Raw genomic sequence first — 20,328 nt, forward strand, 5'->3', positions numbered from 1 at the left:
AGAAGGAAAGCAGCAGATTATTAATTTTAGTTAAATTTTAAATTTTCTTGGTTTGGAGAGTTTTCGTAGAAGGAGTTTAAGAAACATTCCAGAATTCTTATAAAATTATTAATCCTATTGGGGTTAGTTAGCTTGTTGTAAGGAGGATGCCTTTATGGATGCTGTCGTTCTAAATAATATTCCCTGCCAAATTGACCTGGAAATACTTTGCAAGAAGTTACGTCTTAAAGAAGACAGTTCTTTTTACGAAGAAGTCGCAAAACTGGTAGCTGAGGCGCAGCAAATTGCCCGGCCAAAAGGAATCTACAAAAGTACTCTTATCGAAGAAAAGGGCGATAATTTTGTTACAATTGAAGGAATTAAATTTACAAGCAAAATTTTGAGAAAAAACATCGGTGAAAATTACATGGTCTTTCCCTTTGTGGCAACATGTGGGGTGGAGATCGAGGAATGGTCAAAACAATTTGATGACTATTTTACAGTCTATTGTGTGGATACAATTAAGGAAATGGTTCTGCAAAATGCACGTCAAGCTTTAATGTCACAAATTGATAAAATCTTTAATTTAGAACATGCTTCCAATATGAACCCAGGCTCACTTCCGGACTGGCCAATCACGGAACAAAGACCGCTATTTAAACTTTTAGGAAATGTCGAAGAGTTAATCGGCGTTCATCTTACAGAAAGCTGCCTTTTATTGCCGGTAAAAACCGTATCTGGTATACGTTTTTTCAAAGAAAGTTCATTTGAAAGCTGTCAATTGTGTCTCAAACTAGAGTGTCCTAATCGAAAAGCTCCTTTTAATGAAGAAATGTATAAGCAGTATCATGGATAATTTAAGAGCAGGGACTTAACCTTTAGTGGTTAAGTCCTTTTCTAATCCTATACAAAAAAAGACGTGACTCATTTTCAGGGAAATGGTGTAGTCCACAAATGTGGCGCGTGGCCGCGAAACCATAGTCATCTATAAATATCTTGATATAGTTAGCTGAAATTAGTTGACTATGTCAAGTTAATGTGGTAATTTTAAACGAAATATGGAGGAGGCAACACTATGAATGCAATCAACACGCAGTTAGTACATACCATTCGCAAGTTTAACCGCTTTTACACAAATATCCTTGGACTTTTAGATCGGCACATGCTGGAGAGCGACTTCTCACTGTCAGAAGCCCGCATATTATATGAAATTAGACATATTGAGAATTGCACGGCTAAACGATTAAGAGAGGAACTAAGAATTGACGCAGGTTATCTAAGCAGGATTTTAAAACGCTTTGAAAAAGAAGGTTTAATTTATAGAGAACAGTCTGCCGAGGATGGTCGACTGTATTACCTTTATCCGACGGAATATGGAAAAGAGACTATGGCCAAACTGGATGAGCGATCTAATCAACAAATCCTTGAGATGATTAGAGAATTAGGGGAAGAAAAGCAAAAAAATCTCGTTCAAAGTATGCAAGGCATTGAAAGTGCCCTGGCAAGAGATTCTTTTAAAAATAATAAATTTACTTTGCGATCTGATTTGCAGCCTGGAGATGTTGGGCAGCTGATTCACCTGCATGGTCGGATTTATGCCGATGAATGTGGGTACAACCATTTTTTTGAAGGCTATGTCTGTAAGACCTTTTACAACTTTTTCGAAAACTATAGTCCTAATAAGGACAGGTTTTGGTTTGCTGAATTAAATGGAGAGATGATAGGTGCCATTGCTATCGTCGGACATTCGGCTGAGAAAGCTCAGCTCAGATGGTTTATACTCCGGCCGGAATACCGGGGAGTGGGTATTGGCCAAAAAATGTTGAAGGAAGCCTTGCAATACTCCAGAGAAAAGGGCTATAAAACCCTATTCTTGGAGAACACGGAAGACCAACAAAAGGCAATAAAAATGTATACGAAGGCGGGGTTCAGAAAAGTGTCAGCCCACGAAAATCATGCCTGGGGAAAAGATTTAATTGAGCAGACTTTTGAGCTGAATTTATAGAAGTGGAAATAAACGATTGCACATGTGGAAGATTTTCGATATAATCAAATTAGTTGAATAACAGAAGATAGAGGTGGGTCAAACAAGAGTAACTAAGCTGAGGTTGGGAGATACCTGTGATGCTTAGAGAAAGGGGATGGCTCCGAAGGGTGGATTTCTCTCAAATTCATGCCTGGTTCCCGGATTAAGAGTTCTGGAACTGTCACCGTTTATCGGTGAAGAGCTATCGTTTTATGTGCATTATTTAATTTATTAGTTTTGTATATAACAAGGCGTTAGCATAAGCAGCGCCTTGTTTTTTTATACTAATCAGAAAGCATAACCTAAAGGTATATACTTTCTGAAGCATAAGTGCAACTATGGCGGCTGCCTTCGCCTAAAGGCTGCAAGAAGGCTAATACGTACAAAGACAGTGTCTTCAGGCACCAGCCTAGTTTTCTAATCAGCAGTGGCAAGGTTATATACAAAAGTGATAAAACTTAAAGCTAGGAATGTTGGGACCTTGCTAAATGTGCAGACATAATAAGTGTAATAAGAGGTAAGGAGTGGAAATATGTCTTTTGGAAAAATACTAACAGCGATGGTCACCCCATTAAATGAACAATTAGAGGTTGATTATGAAGCAGCAAAGCAATTAGCTTTACACTTGATTGATCACGGAAATGATGGAATTGTTGTTGCAGGGACAACGGGAGAGTCACCGACAATTTCCTCAGAAGAAAAACTGGAATTATTCAAAGTGGTTAAAGAGGCTGTTGGACCTCGAGGAGTTGTTATTGCAGGGATAGGTTCCTATTCCACTGCTGAAAGTGTTGCTTTGGCTAAAAAAGCCGCTGCCCTTGGAGTCGATGGGCTGATGGCGGTCGTGCCTTATTACAACAAACCATCACAAGAGGGTTTGTATCAGCATTTTCGAACTATAGCCGAAGCCACACCGCTGCCTCTCATGCTTTATAATATTCCGGGCAGAACGTCTATTAATATGCTACCGGAAACAGTGCTCAGACTCAGTGAAATTCCTAATATAACAGCCCTTAAAGAAGCCTGCGGGATGATGGATCAAGTCAGCGAATTGAAACGCATCTTACCGGAGAACTTTGCTGTCTACAGTGGCGACGACTCTCTAACCCTGCCCATGCTTGCTTTAGGCTGCAACGGTATCATCAGTGTTGCCGGACATGTGGTTGGAGATGAAATGAAAAGCATGGTCGATGCCTGGTTCGCAGGGGATACTCAAACTGCTCTCAAATGGCATTTGAAGCTTTTGCCTATGTTTAAAGGAATGTTCGTTACTACAAACCCTGTACCCGTTAAATACCTGTTGAAGTACCAGGGAATCGAGGCCGGCGGAGTAAGACTTCCGTTGGTAGATGCCGGGGACAAGGAAAAGGCATTCTTAGATGATTTATATCGCCAAATTAAAGGGTAAAGCTTACAAATCCGGCATCGCTATTCCATGTAATAAAATGGCGGCGCCCACTGGTGACTTAAAGGAACGGGAAAAGTTTAAAAAATAAGCGAAGTCAGATCGCTATCAAGTTAGCGATCTGACTTCGCTTATTGACCTTAGCCTTTTGCTGCCGGAAGTATGGAAAATCTAATGGCGAGGAACTATTGACTTAGAGTCCACTTTAGTATGTATAATAAGATGATATGACACTTTAGATCAGAAAGAAGTGAAACAAAATGGAATATGTATCCTATGGGAAAACAGGGATGAAAGTATCCCGATTCGGCCTTGGCTGCATGCGCTTTCCATCAGAAGAAAAAGAAGCTATTGAAATGGTACGTTATGCTATCGATCATGGGGTGAATTATCTGGATACTGCCTTTATCTATAAAGACAGTGAAATCATTACAGGAAAGGCTTTAAAGAATGGCTACAGAAACAAAACTTTCTTAGCGACGAAAAGCCCTATTTGGAATATCAACAAACATGAAGACTTTGAAAAATATCTCGATGAAGAATTGATGAGGCTTGGGACAGACCATATTGATGTCTACCTTCTGCATAATATGAATCATGGCCATTGGGAAAAAGTCAAGCGGTTTGATGGTCTTACTTTTTTGGATAGAATGGTAGAAAAAGGTAAAATAGTTCATAAAGCTTTCTCTATTCACAATACTTTAAAAGCATTCAAAGAAATTGTTGACTCCTATGATTGGGAGATGGCTCAAATTCAGCTTAATATCCTGGATGTAAAACAACAAGTTGGTGTCGAAGGCTTGCATTACGCAGCTGATAAAGGGCTCGCAGTGGTAATTATGGAACCACTGCGAGGTGGCTATATCTTAAATACCGTTCCCCTGGAAGCACAGGATTTAATCAATCAATATCCTGAAAAGCGTTCTTTGGTGGAGTGGTGTTTCAGATGGCTTTACAACATGCCGGAAGTATCGGTTATTCTAAGCGGTACAAGCAATTTACAGCAATTGAAGGATAATCTGAGCATATTTGAACATTCGGCTCCCAATGTTATGTCAGAAGAAGATTTAAACTTAATTAAAATGATTCGTGAGGCTTATGAAGCCAAAAACAGCATTGGCTGCACCGGTTGCCGGTACTGTATGCCCTGTCCGCAAGGTGTTACTATTCCGGAAATATTTAAGCTATACAATAGCCAACAGCTTATGAAATCCCATTTCATCGATACGGTAGTGTATCAAAGCAATTTAGTTCCCGCAGGGTCCGGCGCTGATCAATGCATATCTTGTGGGATCTGTGCGGAAAAATGTCCGCAGACATTAGAAATTCCAGAGCTATTACAAAAAGTGCATTCCGAATTTATGAAAAGTACACATACACCACAAAAATAGCATTGAAATGCAGCATATCCTGAAAAATGGAAGGGTCAAGAGGTTTACTCCAGACCCTTCCATTGATATAGAAAGCGGTTCACAGGGAACAACCGTTTACGTTCGGTTTAAGATCTAGCCTGGGAGGGCATGGTGTCGCTCCTGTGGGAGAATCATCCCCGTTTTTCGGATCTTCGATTTTGGGATAAAAAAACCGCTTATCTGCGTCTTTTTTATATTCCGGTTTTTGCTTTTAATGCTGAAAAGCTTCTCTGTCAAAGGACTCCGGCGGCTGTTCCATCCAGCCTCTTTTAATCATCAACTTAATGCCTTCTTCACCATATCTGGATATTTCCACCATTAGGGCGGCATAGTGTACAGCTAAATCTTTTCTGAAGGAAAGGGACATGGCGTAGGCGCATAAATAGATACCTGCCGTAACTGAGGTAGCAACCAGAAACATAATTAACCTATCTGAAAAAGGTGAGATTGTTGAATCCGTTACTTCCATGCTTACCGGCAAATTGCCCAGATGGTGTTCTTCCTTGAGGATTTTATTAAAGATGTCAATCTGCTTTTGCGCGAGGTCTTTTCCCTTAATAAGATAGTCTTTAATCTCTTTGTCACGCATCACTTGAATGAAGCCCATTAACATCAGCATGCCGATGTAATTTCTCTCAATAATGTAAAATATCTCACCTAATTCCATAGCATTTAAGGGGCGATGCTCACCAAACCATGTTTCTAAGAGAGACTCTCTTTCATGTATAAACTCTACCTGGCGGGGATAGGGAATTTTGGGGGGCCGATCATAAATTCCTTTGGACAACATAAGATTTAATGCTTTCTTAAATAAGGCACCGCTCAAATTTAAACATTCATAAAAGAATTCAACAACATCCTCCCGGGCTACTTTTGTAATGGTTGTAGCATAGTCACTAAAAACCATTTGGTTAAATCGATAGACATAGCTTAAGCCATAAAGGTCAGTGTATAGTGAAGGTGCGGAAAGATTTAAATCATAATCCGAAAACCCCTTTGGTATGGGAAAATGTTCCTCTGTAAAGATCTCTTTAATTCTGACTGTGAATTTTTGCAGTAAATAGATTTGCTCTGTCACTAATGGCTTTATTTCGGAGTCCTGTATATGTTGCTCAAAATGCCTGAACACATATAAATGGGAGATGTTCTGCATATATATTTTCCATAAACTCGCAATTTCAGGAGTTGTTAAGTCGAGGTGGTGCTCTTTCATCTGTCCCTCCATAAGAAATTAAATTTTTTAATAATATGTATCATACCCTGCTATACTATGCAGCATGTTTGCCGGCTCATAGTCAGGTAAGAATAATTGTGAGATGATTAAGTCGCCGCAGGAATGAGCGTCAATTTTTGTTTAAGGCATGATATGGAATGTTACGTTAAAAAGCCTGTTCCTGCGCATTCAAATCAGGAACAGGCTTTTTAATATGTAATTGGTTCATAAAATATGCATGAAAAGCCTCTTTAGATTGGTGTTATGTTAGCCGTGGCAGAGGTGCTTGAGTTTGAGTCAAACGCATATTATTCACCTCTTCAGTCATACTACTTGAGAAGTCTTTTTAATCAAATTTAAGGTGAATTTAAGGCTTGTATAGTATATTTTTACTAATATAGAAAACAAATTCTAAATGCAGGAGGTTTAAATTATGAGGTCATTGCGAATTCTAGTCTTTTCAGCAAGCTTTGGAGCTGGACATATTATGGCTGCAGAAGCGCTAATTCAGGCCTTTAAGGATATAAAACCTTCCGTAGAAATCATTCATGAGGATTACATGGGGTTATACAATAATGTTGTTAACCGAATGATTAAGAGTTCTTATATAAGTATTATCAAGTGTGCCCCAAAACTTTGGGGAACTTTCTACCATAGCACTAAAAACCTCACCTATGATTCAATATTTCAAAGACTTATTAATAAAATTGGCCGAAAACAATTAACGGACTATGTCTATAGTTTACAGCCTGATCTTATTATTTGTACTTACCCAACCATTTCCGGGCTGCTTGCTGAGCTTAAAAGCAGCGGAGAACTAAATATTCCCCTAGTAACTGTAATCACTGACTATACGACTCACTGTCAATGGATTCATCCCGGTGTGGATATGTATATTGTTGGCAGTTCACAAGTAAGCGATGGTCTTGTTGAAAGAGGAATTAACCCAAAATCTATTCAGTTAACAGGAATCCCAGTGAGTCCTAATTTTGATCGTATCTTAAATCATCAGGAGGTACGCAAAGATTTAGGGCTCAAAAATGATCGTTTTACTTTTTTGATCATGGGCGGAGCCTATGGAGTTCTCAGTAACATCAAGTGGATGTGCAAATATATTGCCGCCGCGGATGCACCAATTCAGGGGATCGTCGTCTGTGGGAAAGATCAGCGGCTTTATAACTCCCTCGATTCTGTTTTAGAAGAGGCTAGAAATCCTATTGTACGCTTTAATTTTGTCGATAATATCGATGTATTAATGACAGCATCTGATGCCATAATCACTAAAGCTGGCGGACTAACGGTATCCGAGGCCTTGACGAAGCATTTACCCATGATTATTTATAAACCTATTCCTGGGCAAGAAGAAAATAATGCAAATTACATTGAAGCTATTGGAGCAGGGAAAATCGCTTATACCCAGCAAGAAATGCAAAGTATTGTTAAAGAACTCATTGAAAATCGGGATATTACTGACAAAATGAGGTTGTCTTCAGCACATGCTTTTCCAGGGCACTCAGCAGAACGTGCTGTTAAGGCTATTCTTAATCTAATCTATGAGTTACCGTCAGCCCTTCCTGCAGGAGCTAATACTGCCGTTTAGGAGAAACTAATGAAACAACTGATTCTAAAGAAATCCCAAAGCTCTGGAAAATCACACTTGGTTATTTTGGCGATAGGTTCCATTTTTGTCTTGTTGATTGTGGCCTTCTTCTATCTGGATCGTCACAATGCCCTGTCTGCCTTGATAAAAAGCCTTGGTCTGTTAGGGGTACTACTCGCTGTCTGTCTAATGGCCATACTCAGTATGACACCAATTCCCTCGGAAGGGCTGGTGTTAATGTATCTTAAAATTTACGGTGTAGTTTGGGGAACACTTTTAGCCTGGGTTGGCTCAAACCTCGGTTCCCTATTGATTTATTTTATTGTTAAACATTATGGGCAATTTCTTCTGCAAAAGATTATTAGCAAAGAGCGTTTTGAAGCGGTAAATCAATGGGTGAAACGGCGAGGAACCTTTGGTTTGTTTATTGCCCGCCTGCTGCCTATTCCGGCATTTGCAGTCAATTATATCGCCAGCTTAATCCCTTCAGTGGATTTGTGGCCTTATCTTTGGACGCAGATGGTCAGCATTATTCCTTACTATGCGGGAACTGCTTTAGTATTTTTAGGCGTGGCTAAAGAAACGTGGTATTGGTTAGTGATTGGAGGTCTTGCTATAGTTGCTTTTTGGAGTTTCAGCTACTTGTTAAATCGAAAGAAACTACCGAATTGAATGGTTAATAATAGAGGTGAACAAAGGAATGATTTTCTGGCTTTGGCTCCTATTGGGAATCATACTCTTTATGGTTGTGTATACCATTCTTCCTGATTTATTTCTCCATCGTCTTGGCCTGGGAAGCTGGAAGAGACAATTTTCTCCTGGGGTTGCCCTTACTTTTGATGACGGGCCAGACCCTGCCTACACTCCCCAATTGCTGAACATTTTAGGGAATCATAATATTCCTGCTGCATTTTTTGTGGTTGGCGAAAAAGCACAAGAAAATCCAGACCTTCTCAAGGCAATTTTGGCACAAGGTCATGAAATTGGGGTACATAGCTTGCAGCACCGCTACGCCTGGTTTCAAGCTCCCTGGACAACTTGGCGGCAGTGGGATGAAGCCGTTGCCACAGTTGAACACATTACTGGAAAACCTGTGGTATGGATACGGCCACCATGGGGAACGTTTAACCTGGCCCTATGGATTTGGATGATTGTACGTCATAAGAAAGCGGTACTCTGGACAAGTGAAGGCCATGATTGGAAGGTTTCTCATAAACCGGAACAAATTGCCCAGCGCGTTCTGGAGAATACAGCGGAAGGGTCTATCATTGTCTTACATGACTCAGGCGGGGAGAAGGCGGCACCCGGAAATACCCTTAAGGCGTTAGAGATTCTTTGCCGGCGGATCAGGGAAGAACAAAAACTTCCCTTTGTAAAATTAGAGATTCCAACCTGGTCCATGACACGGCGTTTAACCTATCGATTTTGGGAAATGTGGGAGAAAGGCTTTGCCAGACTTTATAAAATTGAAAGGATAAGTGCCAATAATCTCCTGAGACTCTCTCAAAAAAGGTACAAAGGACCGGACCTTTACTCTTCAGATGGGAGGTTGTTGGCTAAGGAGGGGGACATAGTCGGGGAAATACACTTTGATAATGCCCGTTTTATGGGTAAAGAGACCGATACTCAGTCAATTGCTCTGAAAGCACTGCATAAAATCAAACCCTCTCTTGCAGAAGTAGCTGCTTATATCAATCAAAATCCAAATTATGCTGAGATCAAAGTATTTCTAGGTTTAACTTTAATTCATCGCGGGGTTAAAAGACTGGGATTTGAAGTCAATGATGTGCCCATTACTTTCAGTACTCGTTTAATAGCCTTTCTGCAGAGGTCTATTATGCGAATCTATCATCCAAAGGGTAAGGTAAGAGCTGAAAAAATGAATACGATCTATCCAAAACTGGTGTTTATCACCAGAGAACAGCTCGTTTGCAAATGGTTAAATCAATTTGAAAATCCATTTAAAATATAATAATATAAATACATTACGAAAAGACATTTATGAAAGTCGGGGATATAATGGCAATCAACAGGGTAAATAGCATGGAAGTAAAAAAGATGAATCGAAATGCTATTTATAAATTTTTATATAAGAGGGAGCCTCTTGCCATTCAAGAAATAGCACAGTCTTTAAATATGAGTTTGCCGACTGTTACCCAAAATATTAAAGAATTGCAAGAAAGAGATTTAATTATTGAGACGGGTTTATTTGAGTCTACAGGCGGCAGAAAGGCCAAAGCAATAACCTATAATAACCATAAATACGCTATTGGCTTAGATATTACTCGAAATCATGTTGGAATTGTGTTAATTGATTTAAGGGGCAAGCTGCTTAAAAATGTTCGCAAGAAGTATCCATTTGTCAACTCCAAGTCCTATTTTGAAGGAGTTGGCAACTTAGTAAAGGAGTTTATTAATGAGTGCTCAATAGAGAATTCAAATATTTTAGGTGTAGGTATTGCTTTGCCTGCAATATTATCAGCTGACAAACAAACCGTTAATTACGCCACTGTTATTGATTTTCGAGGGGGAAGCGTAGAGGCGTTTTGTGAATTTATACCCTACCCATGCATTTTAAGTAATGACGCTAATGCAGCAGGATTTGCAGAATTATGGAATGAAGAAGATGTACAAGATGTGGTATATCTCTCACTTAATAATAGCGTTGGCGGGTCAATTATTATAGGAAAGAATGTTTTTTCAGGACAAAACCAACGCAGCGGCGAATTTGGACATATGACCATTGTTCCCAACGGCGCCACTTGTTACTGCGGACAGAAGGGTTGTGTTGATGTCTATTGTTCAGCTAAAATCCTCTCAGACAGTACCAATGGAAGTATTGCTGAGTTTTTTAGACTTCTGAGATTAGGACATCAACCACAAAAAGCTCTATGGGAAGAATATCTTAACCATTTAGTTCTAGTTATCAATAATTTAAGAATGCTCTATGACTGTAATGTAATTCTGGGTGGATATGCGGGAGCTTATATGGATGAATACATTGAACTCTTAAGAGAATTAGTTTCAAAAAGAAATTCTTTTGAGGTTGACGGGAGTTATCTCCATGTCTGTAAATATAAGTTGGAGGCTACTGCCGTTGGAGCAGCCTTACAACATGTTGAACGATTTATTAATAGTATTTAAGACCAGTTTTTTACGATATCATCTTTACTGGATATCAATGATTCAAGCAAGATGATTGTTTGTTATTTACAAGATTAATTCTGAAATGTATAACATTACTAAATCAACAGTAGTTGACACTGAAACGAGAAAAGGGATATAATTTTAGAGACTTATTAAAATATATTTACAAAAGTCTTATATAAATCACGAAAAATATGGTTTGTTATTTGAAGTGGTTTAAGTTGAGAAATATGAGGAATCTTAAACTATGATTCAAATCCGGGTTTCTGGATCAGCATGAGAAAAGATCAAATAAATAATCTCATGGGGGAAGAAAATGAACAATAATATTAAGCTGCGCGTGTCACAGATTGAGAAATCCTTCCCGGGTGTTAAAGCTCTTGATAGGATTGATTTCGCTGTAAAAAAAGGTTCTGTCCATGTATTGTGCGGAGAAAATGGGGCAGGAAAATCAACCTTGATGAAAATTATTAACGGGATATATCAACCGGATAGTGGTGAGATTTACATAGACGAAAAACCTGTTAAAATCAATAATCCTATCCAAGCGAGAAACCTGGGGATATCAATGATATTTCAAGAGATGAGTTATGTACCGGAGATGACGGTGGAAGAGAATTTATTCCTTGGGAACCTGCCTGTTAAAAGGTTCGGCAATGTTAATTGGAAAGAGGTAAGACAGCGAACTCAAGACCTCTTGCGAACTGAAAATCTTCCTTATTCTCCCACGACTCCGCTGAAAGATCTTACAATCTCAGATATTCAGATGCTGGAAATCATTAAGGCTATTTCCTACAACTCAGAGATTATCATAATGGATGAACCAACCTCAGCTATTACCCTTAAAGAAGTAGAGAAACTTTTCGTTAAGATCAGAGAGCTTAAAGCCAGAGGGGTAAGTATCATCTATATCTCTCATAAATTAGATGAGATTTTCCAGATCGCGGATGATATAACAGTCTTAAGAGATGGGACGGTTGTAGAAAGCCATCCTAAGGAAGAATTAGACATTGAAACGGTTATCTCCCTGATGGTAGGACGTAAACTAACTACGACATTTCCCAAGGAACAAGTTGAGATTGGGGAAGATATGCTCGTGGTTGAAAACTTCAATTGTCCCAAAGTATTTCATAATGTCAATTTCCATGTTAAAAAAGGTGAGATTTTAGGATTTGCAGGTCTTATGGGTTCCGGACGAACGGAAGTTATGCGTTCTCTATTTGGGCTTGATCCTAAATCATCCGGAGTTGTAAAAATTAAGGGCGAAGAAGTTACCATAACCAATGTTCGACAGAGCATCGATAATGGAATGGTCATGCTATCTGAAGACAGGCGACGATATGGCATTATTCCTATGCGGTCGGTTAAGGAAAATACAACCTTATCCAACTTGAAAAGTGTTTTCTTTGCCTGCAGAAACCATAAGAAATTAGAAAAGAAACTTGTCTCAGATATTCTTAATAAGATGAGAATAAAAACACCGTCTATGGATACGCCCATTGCAACCTTGAGCGGCGGCAATCAACAAAAAGTTGTCCTAGCCAAATGGATGGTAAGAAACCCGGATATTCTAATCTTGGACGAACCTACACGGGGAATTGATGTGGGTGCTAAATTAGAAATCTATAAGCTTATGACGGAGTTAGCTAAAGAAGGTAAAGTTGTCATTATTGTTTCTTCAGAACTTCCCGAAGTTATTGGTATGTGTGACAGGATTTATGTCATGGCTAAAGGGACAATCACTGGCGAAATAAATCGAAAAGACTTTTCCCAAGAGTTGATTATGAAATATGCTACAGGAACTTTAACATCAGAGGGGGTGAACTGAAATGAAACTAAAAAATAGCTTTTGGAGTACCGCGAAAAAGAAATACAGCATTTATTTGATTCTGGTAGGTTTATTTGTTATTTGTTCTTTTGCCAACCCTAATTTTTTGTCAATCAACAATCTGACGAACATTTCACGCCAGTTGTCGGTAACAACTATTCTGGCCCTGGGTGCAACTATGCTCATCATCAGCGGCATGCTGGACTTGTCATCTGGATCTGTACTGGCACTTGCCGGAGTATTTGCAGTATCTACTTATAAAGCAACCGGCTCCTTGTTGTTAGCCGTTGCGGTAGGTGTTTTAACCGGAATTATATGTAATGCCTTAAACGCCTTAATGATCAGTACATTTAAAGCACCTCCTTTTATTGCCACCTTAGCTATGCTTACAGTGGCTCGAGGCGCAGCACTCCTATACACGAAAGGACAGAATATTCTCCAGTTAGGAAATTTTGTTAAGTTAGGGCAAGGCTCCATCGGAGTGGTACCTATTCCTATTATCTTTCTGATTGCCATTGCCATACTGACCTGGTATTTGTTGAATCACACGCGCTTTGGCCGTTCTCTTTATGCTGTGGGAGGTAATGAAGAAGCTGCTATTGCCTCTGGAATTAACGTCCATAAAGTCAAGTATACTGCATTTATCATTAACGGAATTTTTGTAGGGATTGCCGGGGTTCTCTTTATGTCCCGTGTCAATGCAGGTCTTCCTAATGGCGCAATCAATTATGAATTTACAGCTTTAACAGCAGCAATTATCGGAGGTACCAGCTTTTCTGGCGGTATCGGTACTGTCGGCGGAACCCTGGCTGGTGCATTTATTGTTGGGTTTTTAGATAACATTATGAACTTAAACAATGTTGATTCGTATATGCAACAGATAGTACGGGGCGTAATTATCGCTCTGGCAGTTATCTACGATATTCGTTCAAGGAACCGCCGGTCAAACAGCATGTTGGTCAAAGAAAAAGAGCCGGCAGTGAGTAAAAAATAAAAACATCAGTTTAAGGCTTGTTTAATAATAAAAGATTCGTAATTCTTTAGAAAGACTTTGACAAGGATTAGATAAGCCTTACTGTTTAAAGATATATATAACTAGAAAGAGGGATGGGAACAGATGAAGAAAAAACTGTTAGGACTAGTTTCAGTGTTATTAATGGGGACTTTATTAGTCGGATGTTCATCAAATAAACCGGCTGAGAGTGGTTCAGCCAGCGGCGAGAAAACATACAAGGTTGCTTATATTGCCCGAGCTCAATCCGACTCCTTTGCAGCTTGGCTTGCCAATGCAGTCAAAGATGAAGCAACAAAATATCCCAACATCAAACTGGAGGTATTTGATGGTCAGGCAAACGATGATAAAGAAAACTCCATGATTGAAAATGCTATTACCAATAAATTTGATTTGATTATCGTTCAACCTAATAGCGGTGAATCTCAAAGACCATACGTTGAAAAAGTTGTTCAAGCTGGTATCTACGCCATTACTACTAACGCACGGATCGCCGGTATTGAAGGTGCATCCTCAGTGGATGCTCAGCCTTACGAGCAAGCAGCCGTTAATGCCCGGGCTGCCTTAACTCAGGTTCCTCAAAACGCCAAAGTCGTTGTCTTAAAAGGACCTTCCGGTAACTTCCATGCTGATGAGCGTCGTGCCAGCTGGCAAAAAGAGTTCTTTGACAAACGCCCGGATGTTCAAATCGTAGGCGAACAAATTGCTAACTGGAACAAAGATGAAGCTATGAAGTACATGGAAGACTGGGTTCAAGCGAACGATAAGATTGATGCTGTAATAGCTATGAATGACAACATGGCTGCCGGTGCTCTGGAAGTTGTAAAAGATAATCCAAAGTACAAAGATATGCTTGCCTATGGTGTTGATGGTACTGCCGAAGCATTATACCTCATTAAAGATGGTAAAATGACCTCTACTTGCTTACAGAATGCCAATGAACTTGCCGAGAAACTCCTCGATGCCAGTAACAAGCTGTTAACCGGCCAAGAAAAAGAGATTAACACAGATATCGGCAATCCCCTTGTTAATAAGGATAATGTAGATGAATATATTGAAGTTCTGAAAAAATCCGGAACAATTAAATAATCCCATTTAACTCTCTGGAGTTCGCAGGACATTCTTCCTCAGGGATGAATGTCCTGTTCATAACATTACGCCGATAATCGCTTATATGCTTGCACCATTTTTAACTTATTCGTTTAACTCAAGGAGGGTATTCAATGAAAAACAGAGCGGCCTATATGACAGGTCTCAATAAAATGGAAATCCGTGAGATTGAAGTTCCTGTACCGAAGGAAAAAGAGGTTCTTGTCAAACTGGAATATGTGGGAATTTGTGGCTCCGACGTTCATTATTTGGAACATGGCAAAATCGGGGATTTCATTGTTAATGGTGATTTTATATTAGGTCATGAATGTGCGGGAACCATTGAAGCCGTCGGATCAGGCGTAGAAAAACTCAAGGTGGGGGATAGAGTAGCCTTAGAACCGGGAATAACTTGTGGGCAATGTGAATTTTGCAAGACGGGCCGATATAATCTTTGCCCGGATGTAGAATTTTTAGCCACACCACCCTATCATGGCTGCTTAATGAACTACATTGCCTTTCCGGAAAACATGGCTTTTAAGCTGCCGGAGACGATCTCAACCAAAGAAGGTGCTCTCGTCGAGCCTTTAGCCGTTGGTATGCATGCTGCGAAGCAAGGCAATGTTAAGTTGGGAGATTCAGTGGTGATCCTGGGCTCAGGTACCATAGGTCTGGTTACTCTTTTAGCCTGTAAGGCCTTCGGGGCAACGGATATTACTGTTGTTGACGTTATTCCCAAGAGGCTGGAATACGCTAAAAAGCTGGGTGCAACGACGGTCTTGAATGCTGCAGAAGTGGATGTTTTAGCAGAAATCGATAAACTTACGAATAACAAAGGCGTGGATGTTGTCATTGAGACAGCAGGCTCTGCCCAAACCATAGCCCAAACCCCCTATGTCATTAAAAATGGCGGGCGTATCGTTCTGGTTGGCATGGCACCTCAGGACATTATTGAGTATAACTTTGCCAAAATCTTAGCGAAAGAAGCCGAGATCAAATCCGTCTTCCGTTACAGAAATATTTATCCTCAAGCGATTAATGCCATTGCCAAAGGTATTATTGATATCTCCAGCATTATTACCCATGAATTCGATTTTGATGACGTTGCCAGTGCCTTTGACTTTGTAATTAACCATAAACAAGAGGTTGTAAAAGGGGTTATAAAAATAGGTTAAGTCAATGGAACCAATATTTATGGACTTGTTAAACAGGAGGGGTAGACGATGCAATATTTGCTTGGCGTTGATCTGGGAACTTCGGGTACAAAAACTGTGTTGTTTGATCTTGCCGGGAATCCAATCTGTGCTAAAACCATTGAATACCCGCTATATCAACCGGCCAATGGTTGGGCAGAGCAAGACCCTTCTGATTGGTGGAATGCCACCTGTGACGGCATTAAATATGTAATCACTGCGAGTGGAATAGATGCTTCTGAGATTGCCGGAATAGGTCTTTCCGGACAGATGCATGGGCTTGTAATGCTTGATAGGGATGGAATTGTTTTAAGAAAATCAATCATTTGGTGTGATCAGAGAACAGCTGACGAATGCCAACAGATGAATGAACTGGTTGGGGAACGAAGACTCATTGAAATTACGGCCAATCCTGCACTGACTGGGTTTACGGCTTCCAAAATACTTTGGGTTCAGAATCATGAACCTGAACTATATGAAAAATGTGCTCATATTTTGCTTCCCAAGGATTATATCCGCTATATGCTGACGGGTGAATTCGCTACAGAAATGTCTGATGCCTCAGGGATGCAGCTCATGGATATTCCTCAACGGCGTTGGTCTGATGAAATACTGTCGAAGTTTAACATTACCAAGTCCATGCTGGGTAAGCTCTACGAGTCACCGGATATTACAGGTCAAGTACACCAAAGGGCCGCTGAGTTAACAGGACTGCGTGAGGGAACAATCGTGGTGGGCGGTGCCGCCGACAATTCTGCTGCTGCGGTGGGTACAGGGGTGGTAAGGTCAGGCAATGCTTTTACCACCATTGGTACCTCCGGCGTAATTTATGCCATCTCTAATGATGTTTCCATAGACATTCAGGGCAGGGTTCATACATTTTGCAGTGCAGTGCCAGGGAAATGGACGGTTATGAGCTGCACCTTAGGGGCTGGCTTGTCCTTGAAATGGTTACGGGATACCTGCTGTCTTGAGGAAATCAAAGAGGCAGAAAACCTCGGAGTTGACCCTTATGTTGTGATGAATACCCTGGCTGAACAAGTGAAGCCTGGAGCAGGCGGTCTGGTTTATCTGCCTTATTTGATGGGGGAAAGATCCCCACATCCGGACCCTTACTGTCGCGGGGTATTCTTCGGCTTGTCGGCTTCCCATAATCGAGGCAACATGATTCGTGCAGTCATGGAGGGAGTTGCCTATTCTCAACGGGAATGTGTTGATGTCTTTAAAGAAATGCAAGTCAATGTCCAGGATATGATAGCCTGTGGAGGGGGAGGAAGAAGTCCCCTTTGGAGACAAATGCTTGCAGATATGTACAATTGTCCTGTCAGCACCATCAAAGCGGATGAAGGACCTGCTTTTGGTGCAGCTATACTTGCAGGAGTTGGAGCAGGAGTCTATACATCAGTAGAAGATGCCTGTGACAATTTGGTCATTAAGAATAGCATTCAACATCCTAATCCTGCTGCTCAAAAGACCTATGAGGAATATTATCAGCTTTATAAAAAATTGTACGTTGATTTACAGGAGTCCTTTAAATATTTGTCCAGACTCCCAAAATAAGACCAGGAGAGTTGGCTTTTGTAATTTAACTGGTATCTCGCAGGATTATAATTGTAGAGGATTCTAACATTAAAAGACAGCGGGTAAACCGTTGTCTTTTAATGTAAAATCACCGTTTCTTCAATACCTGCCGATGTTTCCTCAGCAATTGAGGCAACTCGCTGAATAGAGGCATTGACTCTTCAGCCACTCCAGCGAAACCCTGGCAGATTCGATAGCGGCATTTAAAGCTAAAAGATTGGTCTGTACAGCTATGGATTTAATGATATTAATCAGCTTGGAGATTTCTGAGGTTCTGCGTTCCAAATCTTTGACGTGGGCTATTGCCCTTTAGCCGAATATTGGCAATGGAGGCTCCTAAATTCTGAAAATACTAGACAATTAACCGTCCCCATGATACTTTAGTCTAAAATACTATTAAAAAGCAGGTGTCTTAGATGGATAATCTGGATGACTCAGGAAGAGGCATGAAAAGAAAAAAGACCATCGTCTGGGATGATCCTCAAATAAACAAAAGAGATGCGGTGTCATCTCTTTCCGGACTGTATTATCTGAGAAGCATAAGGGACGGGAAAATTAGTCCGCCGCCGGCTGCAAAATTGATCGGGTATCAGATTAAAGAAGTAGACCATGGCTTTGCTGCATTTGAACTTCAGCCTGGAGAGCACCACTATAATCCTTTTGCCACCGTTCATGGAGGAATTCTTTCCACGCTGTTGGATACAACAATGACCGCTGCAGTGATTACAACGCTTCCGCAGCACATAACCTGTTCCACGGTTGAGATTAAGGTGAATTTTATCAAGCCAGTCAGTGCCGAAAGCAAACTGGTGCGCTGTGAGGCCAAGATTATCCATATCGGAAGAAAATTAGCTACTGTTGAAGGGCGCATAAAGGGCATAAATGATGAATTATATGCTCATGGCGTGAGCACATGCCTGATTTTCAAAGTAAATTGAGTTGCCTCATAAGTACGGTTGTCGAAGTGATTACCGACGCGGATCTTGCAGTGGGAAGATAGCCATTCTTACATAGCATTAGAAACTATTATGGCTGGGCAAAATAATTATTATATATTTCTGAAAATTTTAACATTATAATTGTTATACGGTACTTTAGCTCAGACTAGTAACTTCTAAATCTAAGGCGGTGAGGCAATTTTGGGTAGAACCAAGAATTATCCGAATATTCTTGTTAAACCACAGACGGAGAATAAACTTAGCATAGAAAGTTTGCAGCAAATCATGAATTGTTCACATGACCCAATCTTTGTGACCGATAAATATGGAAATTGTATTGTGAGTACCGATTCCTTTTCTATGGCTTACAGGACTTTGGGACTGAAGCCCCAGGAACTGGTGGGTAAAAATGTGCGGGATTTCATTAAAGCCGGTATATATAATTGGTCTCCGACGTTAAAGGCGCTGGAGACAGGTTCAACCGTGACGGGATTAATAAAGACTATCAATGGCAGTGAAATAATGGTTACCAGCACCCCGGTAAAGGATGATAATTGTCAAATTATCATGATTGTCACAAATATTCGGGATAAGGATATTGTTGAAAAATATAGCGAAGAACTGAAGAGAGAAAAAAACGAAACTGAACGCTACAAAATGGCAGTAGAATATTTGGGAAAAGTGGCCAATTCGGATAATGCCGTCATATCTGAAAGTCCCCAAATGAAAAAAATACTGGAAACTGCCGATATCGTTGCCAAAACAGAAAGTACAGTCTCCTTGTACGGGGAGACAGGTACAGGCAAAGAAGTTTTAGCCAGGTATATTCATCATAACAGCCGTCGCGTCCAAAGGCCCTTTATTCCCGTTAATTGTGCGGCAATTCCGCAAAAGCTGTTTGAGTCCGAATTTTTCGGTTATGTTAAAGGGGCGTTTACCGGAGCCAACCCTCAAGGAAAAATGGGTTTGTTTGAAATTGCCAATCACGGGACGCTATTTTTAGATGAAATCGGAGAATTGCCTTTGGAAATGCAGTCCAAACTATTAAGGGTTTTAGAAACAGGCGAGATACAAAGAATAGGAAGTATCAAAACAGAACGGATTGATGTTCGCCTCATTGTCGCTACCAATAAAGATCTGAGACATAAAGTTGACCAGGAACAGTTCAGAAGCGATTTATTCTACCGGCTGAATGTCATCCCCTTTACCCTGCCGCCCCTTAGGGAACGCAAAGAAGACATAGGGGCGCTGGCCCAAAAGTTTTTAGGAGAATTGAATGCCAAATACGGCCTGCATAAAGTCATCCCTCCTCATACCCTGCGGGTGCTCTTAAACTATAACTGGCCCGGCAATATCAGAGAATTGCGCAATGTCATCGAGAGAGAATATATTACTTCAACCCAGGATGGCATAAAGGTTAAATTTGAAGCGGCGGACAGCTCTGCCGCCGGTTTGGCTTCTCCAAGCAGGGAGGATAAGGCCGGTGGAGCCTATAAGGGAACATTAAAAAGCGTCTTGAAAAAAGTTGAAGCCGAATATATAAACGAAGTATTAAATGAATGCAATGGCAAAGTGGGTGAAGCATCCCGTTTGCTGGGCATCCATCGAACGGTGTTGTACCGGAAGACCAAGCTATCCATATGATGGTTGAAGAGATAATTCCTCCTTCGCTTTGGCGGAGGAGGGCTTTTTTATACCCAAAAAACCACTCTGAAGAATTCATAGACCCCAAAAGCCAGGGCAGCTTCGTCCACAGGAATGAACCTCTGATGGTGTCTTCCGGCAGAAGCGTGGCGAGAAATGTCTCAGATTTGGAAGTTGCAGAAAAAATACAATTTGTCGTTGTAAAACAACCTGATCCGTTGCAAAAAAAGTCCATTGAAGTTGCCATAGCGCCTTTTTAGA

At 40.6% G+C, this 20,328-nt stretch carries 17 protein-coding genes, 1 pseudogene and 1 riboswitch; of the genes and pseudogenes, 16 read left to right on the forward strand and 2 right to left on the reverse strand.

From position 1 onward, the window contains the following. The first annotated feature begins 154 nt into the window (after positions 1–154). The 4 genes from DESOR_RS13860 to DESOR_RS13875 all read left to right on the forward strand — a co-directional run bounded on the left by DESOR_RS13860 (position 155) and on the right by DESOR_RS13875 (position 4,801). Positions 155–835, forward strand: a complete 681-nt coding sequence (locus DESOR_RS13860) for a vitamin B12 dependent-methionine synthase activation domain-containing protein (protein ID WP_014185213.1) — start codon at positions 155–157, stop codon at positions 833–835. Positions 836–1,054: 219 nt separating this feature from the next. Further along, positions 1,055–1,984, forward strand: coding sequence for a bifunctional helix-turn-helix transcriptional regulator/GNAT family N-acetyltransferase (locus tag DESOR_RS13865; protein WP_014185214.1), 930 nt, complete (start codon positions 1,055–1,057; stop codon positions 1,982–1,984). A gap of 60 nt (positions 1,985–2,044) precedes the next feature. Beyond that, positions 2,045–2,218: riboswitch (Lysine riboswitch) on the forward strand. A 319-nt stretch (positions 2,219–2,537) separates the two neighbouring features. Beyond that, positions 2,538–3,413 (forward strand): 4-hydroxy-tetrahydrodipicolinate synthase, encoded by an 876-nt coding sequence (gene dapA, locus DESOR_RS13870; RefSeq protein WP_014185215.1) that lies wholly within the window; start codon positions 2,538–2,540, stop codon positions 3,411–3,413. 257 nt (positions 3,414–3,670) lie between these two features. Beyond that, the gene (locus tag DESOR_RS13875; RefSeq protein WP_014185216.1) at positions 3,671–4,801 is read left to right on the forward strand and encodes an aldo/keto reductase; all 1,131 of its coding nucleotides are present in this window, start codon (positions 3,671–3,673) and stop codon (positions 4,799–4,801) included. 232 nt (positions 4,802–5,033) lie between these two features. On the opposite strand, the gene DESOR_RS13880 is transcribed toward DESOR_RS13875, so the two are convergent. Continuing rightward, positions 5,034–6,035, reverse strand: a complete 1,002-nt coding sequence (locus tag DESOR_RS13880; protein WP_014185217.1) for a DUF3231 family protein — start codon at positions 6,033–6,035, stop codon at positions 5,034–5,036. A 433-nt stretch (positions 6,036–6,468) separates the two neighbouring features. Here DESOR_RS13880 and DESOR_RS13885 point away from each other — a divergent pair, with 433 nt between their 5' ends. The 9 genes from DESOR_RS13885 to xylB all read left to right on the forward strand — a co-directional run bounded on the left by DESOR_RS13885 (position 6,469) and on the right by xylB (position 17,464). Beyond that, positions 6,469–7,635: a UDP-N-acetylglucosamine--LPS N-acetylglucosamine transferase gene (locus DESOR_RS13885; RefSeq protein WP_014185218.1), complete on the forward strand. Its 1,167-nt coding sequence runs from the start codon at positions 6,469–6,471 to the stop codon at positions 7,633–7,635. Between the two features lie 9 nt (positions 7,636–7,644). Then, the gene (locus DESOR_RS13890) at positions 7,645–8,307 is read left to right on the forward strand and encodes a TVP38/TMEM64 family protein (protein WP_014185219.1); all 663 of its coding nucleotides are present in this window, start codon (positions 7,645–7,647) and stop codon (positions 8,305–8,307) included. Positions 8,308–8,335: 28 nt separating this feature from the next. Then, a complete protein-coding gene (locus DESOR_RS13895; RefSeq protein WP_014185220.1) occupies positions 8,336–9,607 on the forward strand; it encodes a polysaccharide deacetylase family protein in 1,272 nt (423 codons plus the stop codon). Positions 9,608–9,654: 47 nt separating this feature from the next. Then, positions 9,655–10,779 (forward strand): ROK family transcriptional regulator, encoded by a 1,125-nt coding sequence (locus DESOR_RS13900; protein ID WP_042332276.1) that lies wholly within the window; start codon positions 9,655–9,657, stop codon positions 10,777–10,779. 319 nt (positions 10,780–11,098) lie between these two features. After that, positions 11,099–12,610 (forward strand): sugar ABC transporter ATP-binding protein, encoded by a 1,512-nt coding sequence (locus tag DESOR_RS13905; protein ID WP_014185222.1) that lies wholly within the window; start codon positions 11,099–11,101, stop codon positions 12,608–12,610. A 1-nt stretch (position 12,611) separates the two neighbouring features. Next, positions 12,612–13,604: an ABC transporter permease gene (locus DESOR_RS13910; RefSeq protein ID WP_014185223.1), complete on the forward strand. Its 993-nt coding sequence runs from the start codon at positions 12,612–12,614 to the stop codon at positions 13,602–13,604. A 123-nt stretch (positions 13,605–13,727) separates the two neighbouring features. Beyond that, complete coding sequence (locus DESOR_RS13915) at positions 13,728–14,711, forward strand: sugar ABC transporter substrate-binding protein (protein WP_014185224.1); 984 nt, start codon at positions 13,728–13,730, stop codon at positions 14,709–14,711. Positions 14,712–14,845: 134 nt separating this feature from the next. Continuing rightward, positions 14,846–15,886, forward strand: coding sequence for an NAD(P)-dependent alcohol dehydrogenase (locus DESOR_RS13920; protein ID WP_014185225.1), 1,041 nt, complete (start codon positions 14,846–14,848; stop codon positions 15,884–15,886). 48 nt (positions 15,887–15,934) lie between these two features. Next, a complete protein-coding gene (xylB, locus tag DESOR_RS13925; RefSeq protein WP_014185226.1) occupies positions 15,935–17,464 on the forward strand; it encodes a xylulokinase in 1,530 nt (509 codons plus the stop codon). Between the two features lie 201 nt (positions 17,465–17,665). On the opposite strand, the pseudogene DESOR_RS31005 reads toward xylB, so the two are convergent. Next, positions 17,666–17,779, reverse strand: a pseudogene (locus DESOR_RS31005) (methyl-accepting chemotaxis protein); the annotation flags it as partial. Positions 17,780–17,901: 122 nt separating this feature from the next. Between DESOR_RS31005 and DESOR_RS13930 the strand changes: the two are divergent. From DESOR_RS13930 to DESOR_RS13940, 3 genes are all read left to right on the forward strand, one after another. After that, entirely contained in the window at positions 17,902–18,423 is a 522-nt protein-coding gene (locus DESOR_RS13930) for a PaaI family thioesterase (RefSeq protein ID WP_014185227.1), read from the forward strand. Positions 18,424–18,624: 201 nt separating this feature from the next. Beyond that, the gene (locus DESOR_RS13935; protein WP_014185228.1) at positions 18,625–20,067 is read left to right on the forward strand and encodes a sigma-54 interaction domain-containing protein; all 1,443 of its coding nucleotides are present in this window, start codon (positions 18,625–18,627) and stop codon (positions 20,065–20,067) included. Beyond that, positions 20,064–20,327: a hypothetical protein gene (locus DESOR_RS13940; RefSeq protein WP_014185229.1), complete on the forward strand. Its 264-nt coding sequence runs from the start codon at positions 20,064–20,066 to the stop codon at positions 20,325–20,327. The genes DESOR_RS13935 and DESOR_RS13940 overlap by 4 nt, the downstream gene beginning before the upstream one ends. Position 20,328: the final 1 nt, after the last annotated feature.

Origin of the sequence: Desulfosporosinus orientis DSM 765, from assembly GCF_000235605.1 — a bacterium.
GTDB classification, from domain to species: Bacteria; Bacillota; Desulfitobacteriia; order Desulfitobacteriales; family Desulfitobacteriaceae; genus Desulfosporosinus; species Desulfosporosinus orientis.

What these genes read in the sequence shown, in the direction of transcription:
- DESOR_RS13860 (WP_014185213.1), top strand. Translation starts at nt 155, where the DNA reads ATGGATGCTGTCGTTCTAAATAATATTCCCTGCCAAATTGACCTGGAA.
- DESOR_RS13865 (WP_014185214.1), top strand. Translation starts at nt 1,055, where the DNA reads ATGAATGCAATCAACACGCAGTTAGTACATACCATTCGCAAGTTTAAC.
- DESOR_RS13910 (WP_014185223.1), top strand. Translation starts at nt 12,612, where the DNA reads ATGAAACTAAAAAATAGCTTTTGGAGTACCGCGAAAAAGAAATACAGC.
- DESOR_RS13880 (WP_014185217.1), bottom strand. Translation starts at nt 6,035, where the DNA reads ATGAAAGAGCACCACCTCGACTTAACAACTCCTGAAATTGCGAGTTTA.
- DESOR_RS13900 (WP_042332276.1), top strand. Translation starts at nt 9,655, where the DNA reads ATGGCAATCAACAGGGTAAATAGCATGGAAGTAAAAAAGATGAATCGA.
- DESOR_RS13905 (WP_014185222.1), top strand. Translation starts at nt 11,099, where the DNA reads ATGAACAATAATATTAAGCTGCGCGTGTCACAGATTGAGAAATCCTTC.
- DESOR_RS13920 (WP_014185225.1), top strand. Translation starts at nt 14,846, where the DNA reads ATGAAAAACAGAGCGGCCTATATGACAGGTCTCAATAAAATGGAAATC.
- DESOR_RS13875 (WP_014185216.1), top strand. Translation starts at nt 3,671, where the DNA reads ATGGAATATGTATCCTATGGGAAAACAGGGATGAAAGTATCCCGATTC.
- DESOR_RS13890 (WP_014185219.1), top strand. Translation starts at nt 7,645, where the DNA reads ATGAAACAACTGATTCTAAAGAAATCCCAAAGCTCTGGAAAATCACAC.
- DESOR_RS13915 (WP_014185224.1), top strand. Translation starts at nt 13,728, where the DNA reads ATGAAGAAAAAACTGTTAGGACTAGTTTCAGTGTTATTAATGGGGACT.
- DESOR_RS13930 (WP_014185227.1), top strand. Translation starts at nt 17,902, where the DNA reads ATGGATAATCTGGATGACTCAGGAAGAGGCATGAAAAGAAAAAAGACC.
- dapA (WP_014185215.1), top strand. Translation starts at nt 2,538, where the DNA reads ATGTCTTTTGGAAAAATACTAACAGCGATGGTCACCCCATTAAATGAA.
- DESOR_RS13885 (WP_014185218.1), top strand. Translation starts at nt 6,469, where the DNA reads ATGAGGTCATTGCGAATTCTAGTCTTTTCAGCAAGCTTTGGAGCTGGA.
- DESOR_RS13895 (WP_014185220.1), top strand. Translation starts at nt 8,336, where the DNA reads ATGATTTTCTGGCTTTGGCTCCTATTGGGAATCATACTCTTTATGGTT.
- DESOR_RS13940 (WP_014185229.1), top strand. Translation starts at nt 20,064, where the DNA reads ATGATGGTTGAAGAGATAATTCCTCCTTCGCTTTGGCGGAGGAGGGCT.
- xylB (WP_014185226.1), top strand. Translation starts at nt 15,935, where the DNA reads ATGCAATATTTGCTTGGCGTTGATCTGGGAACTTCGGGTACAAAAACT.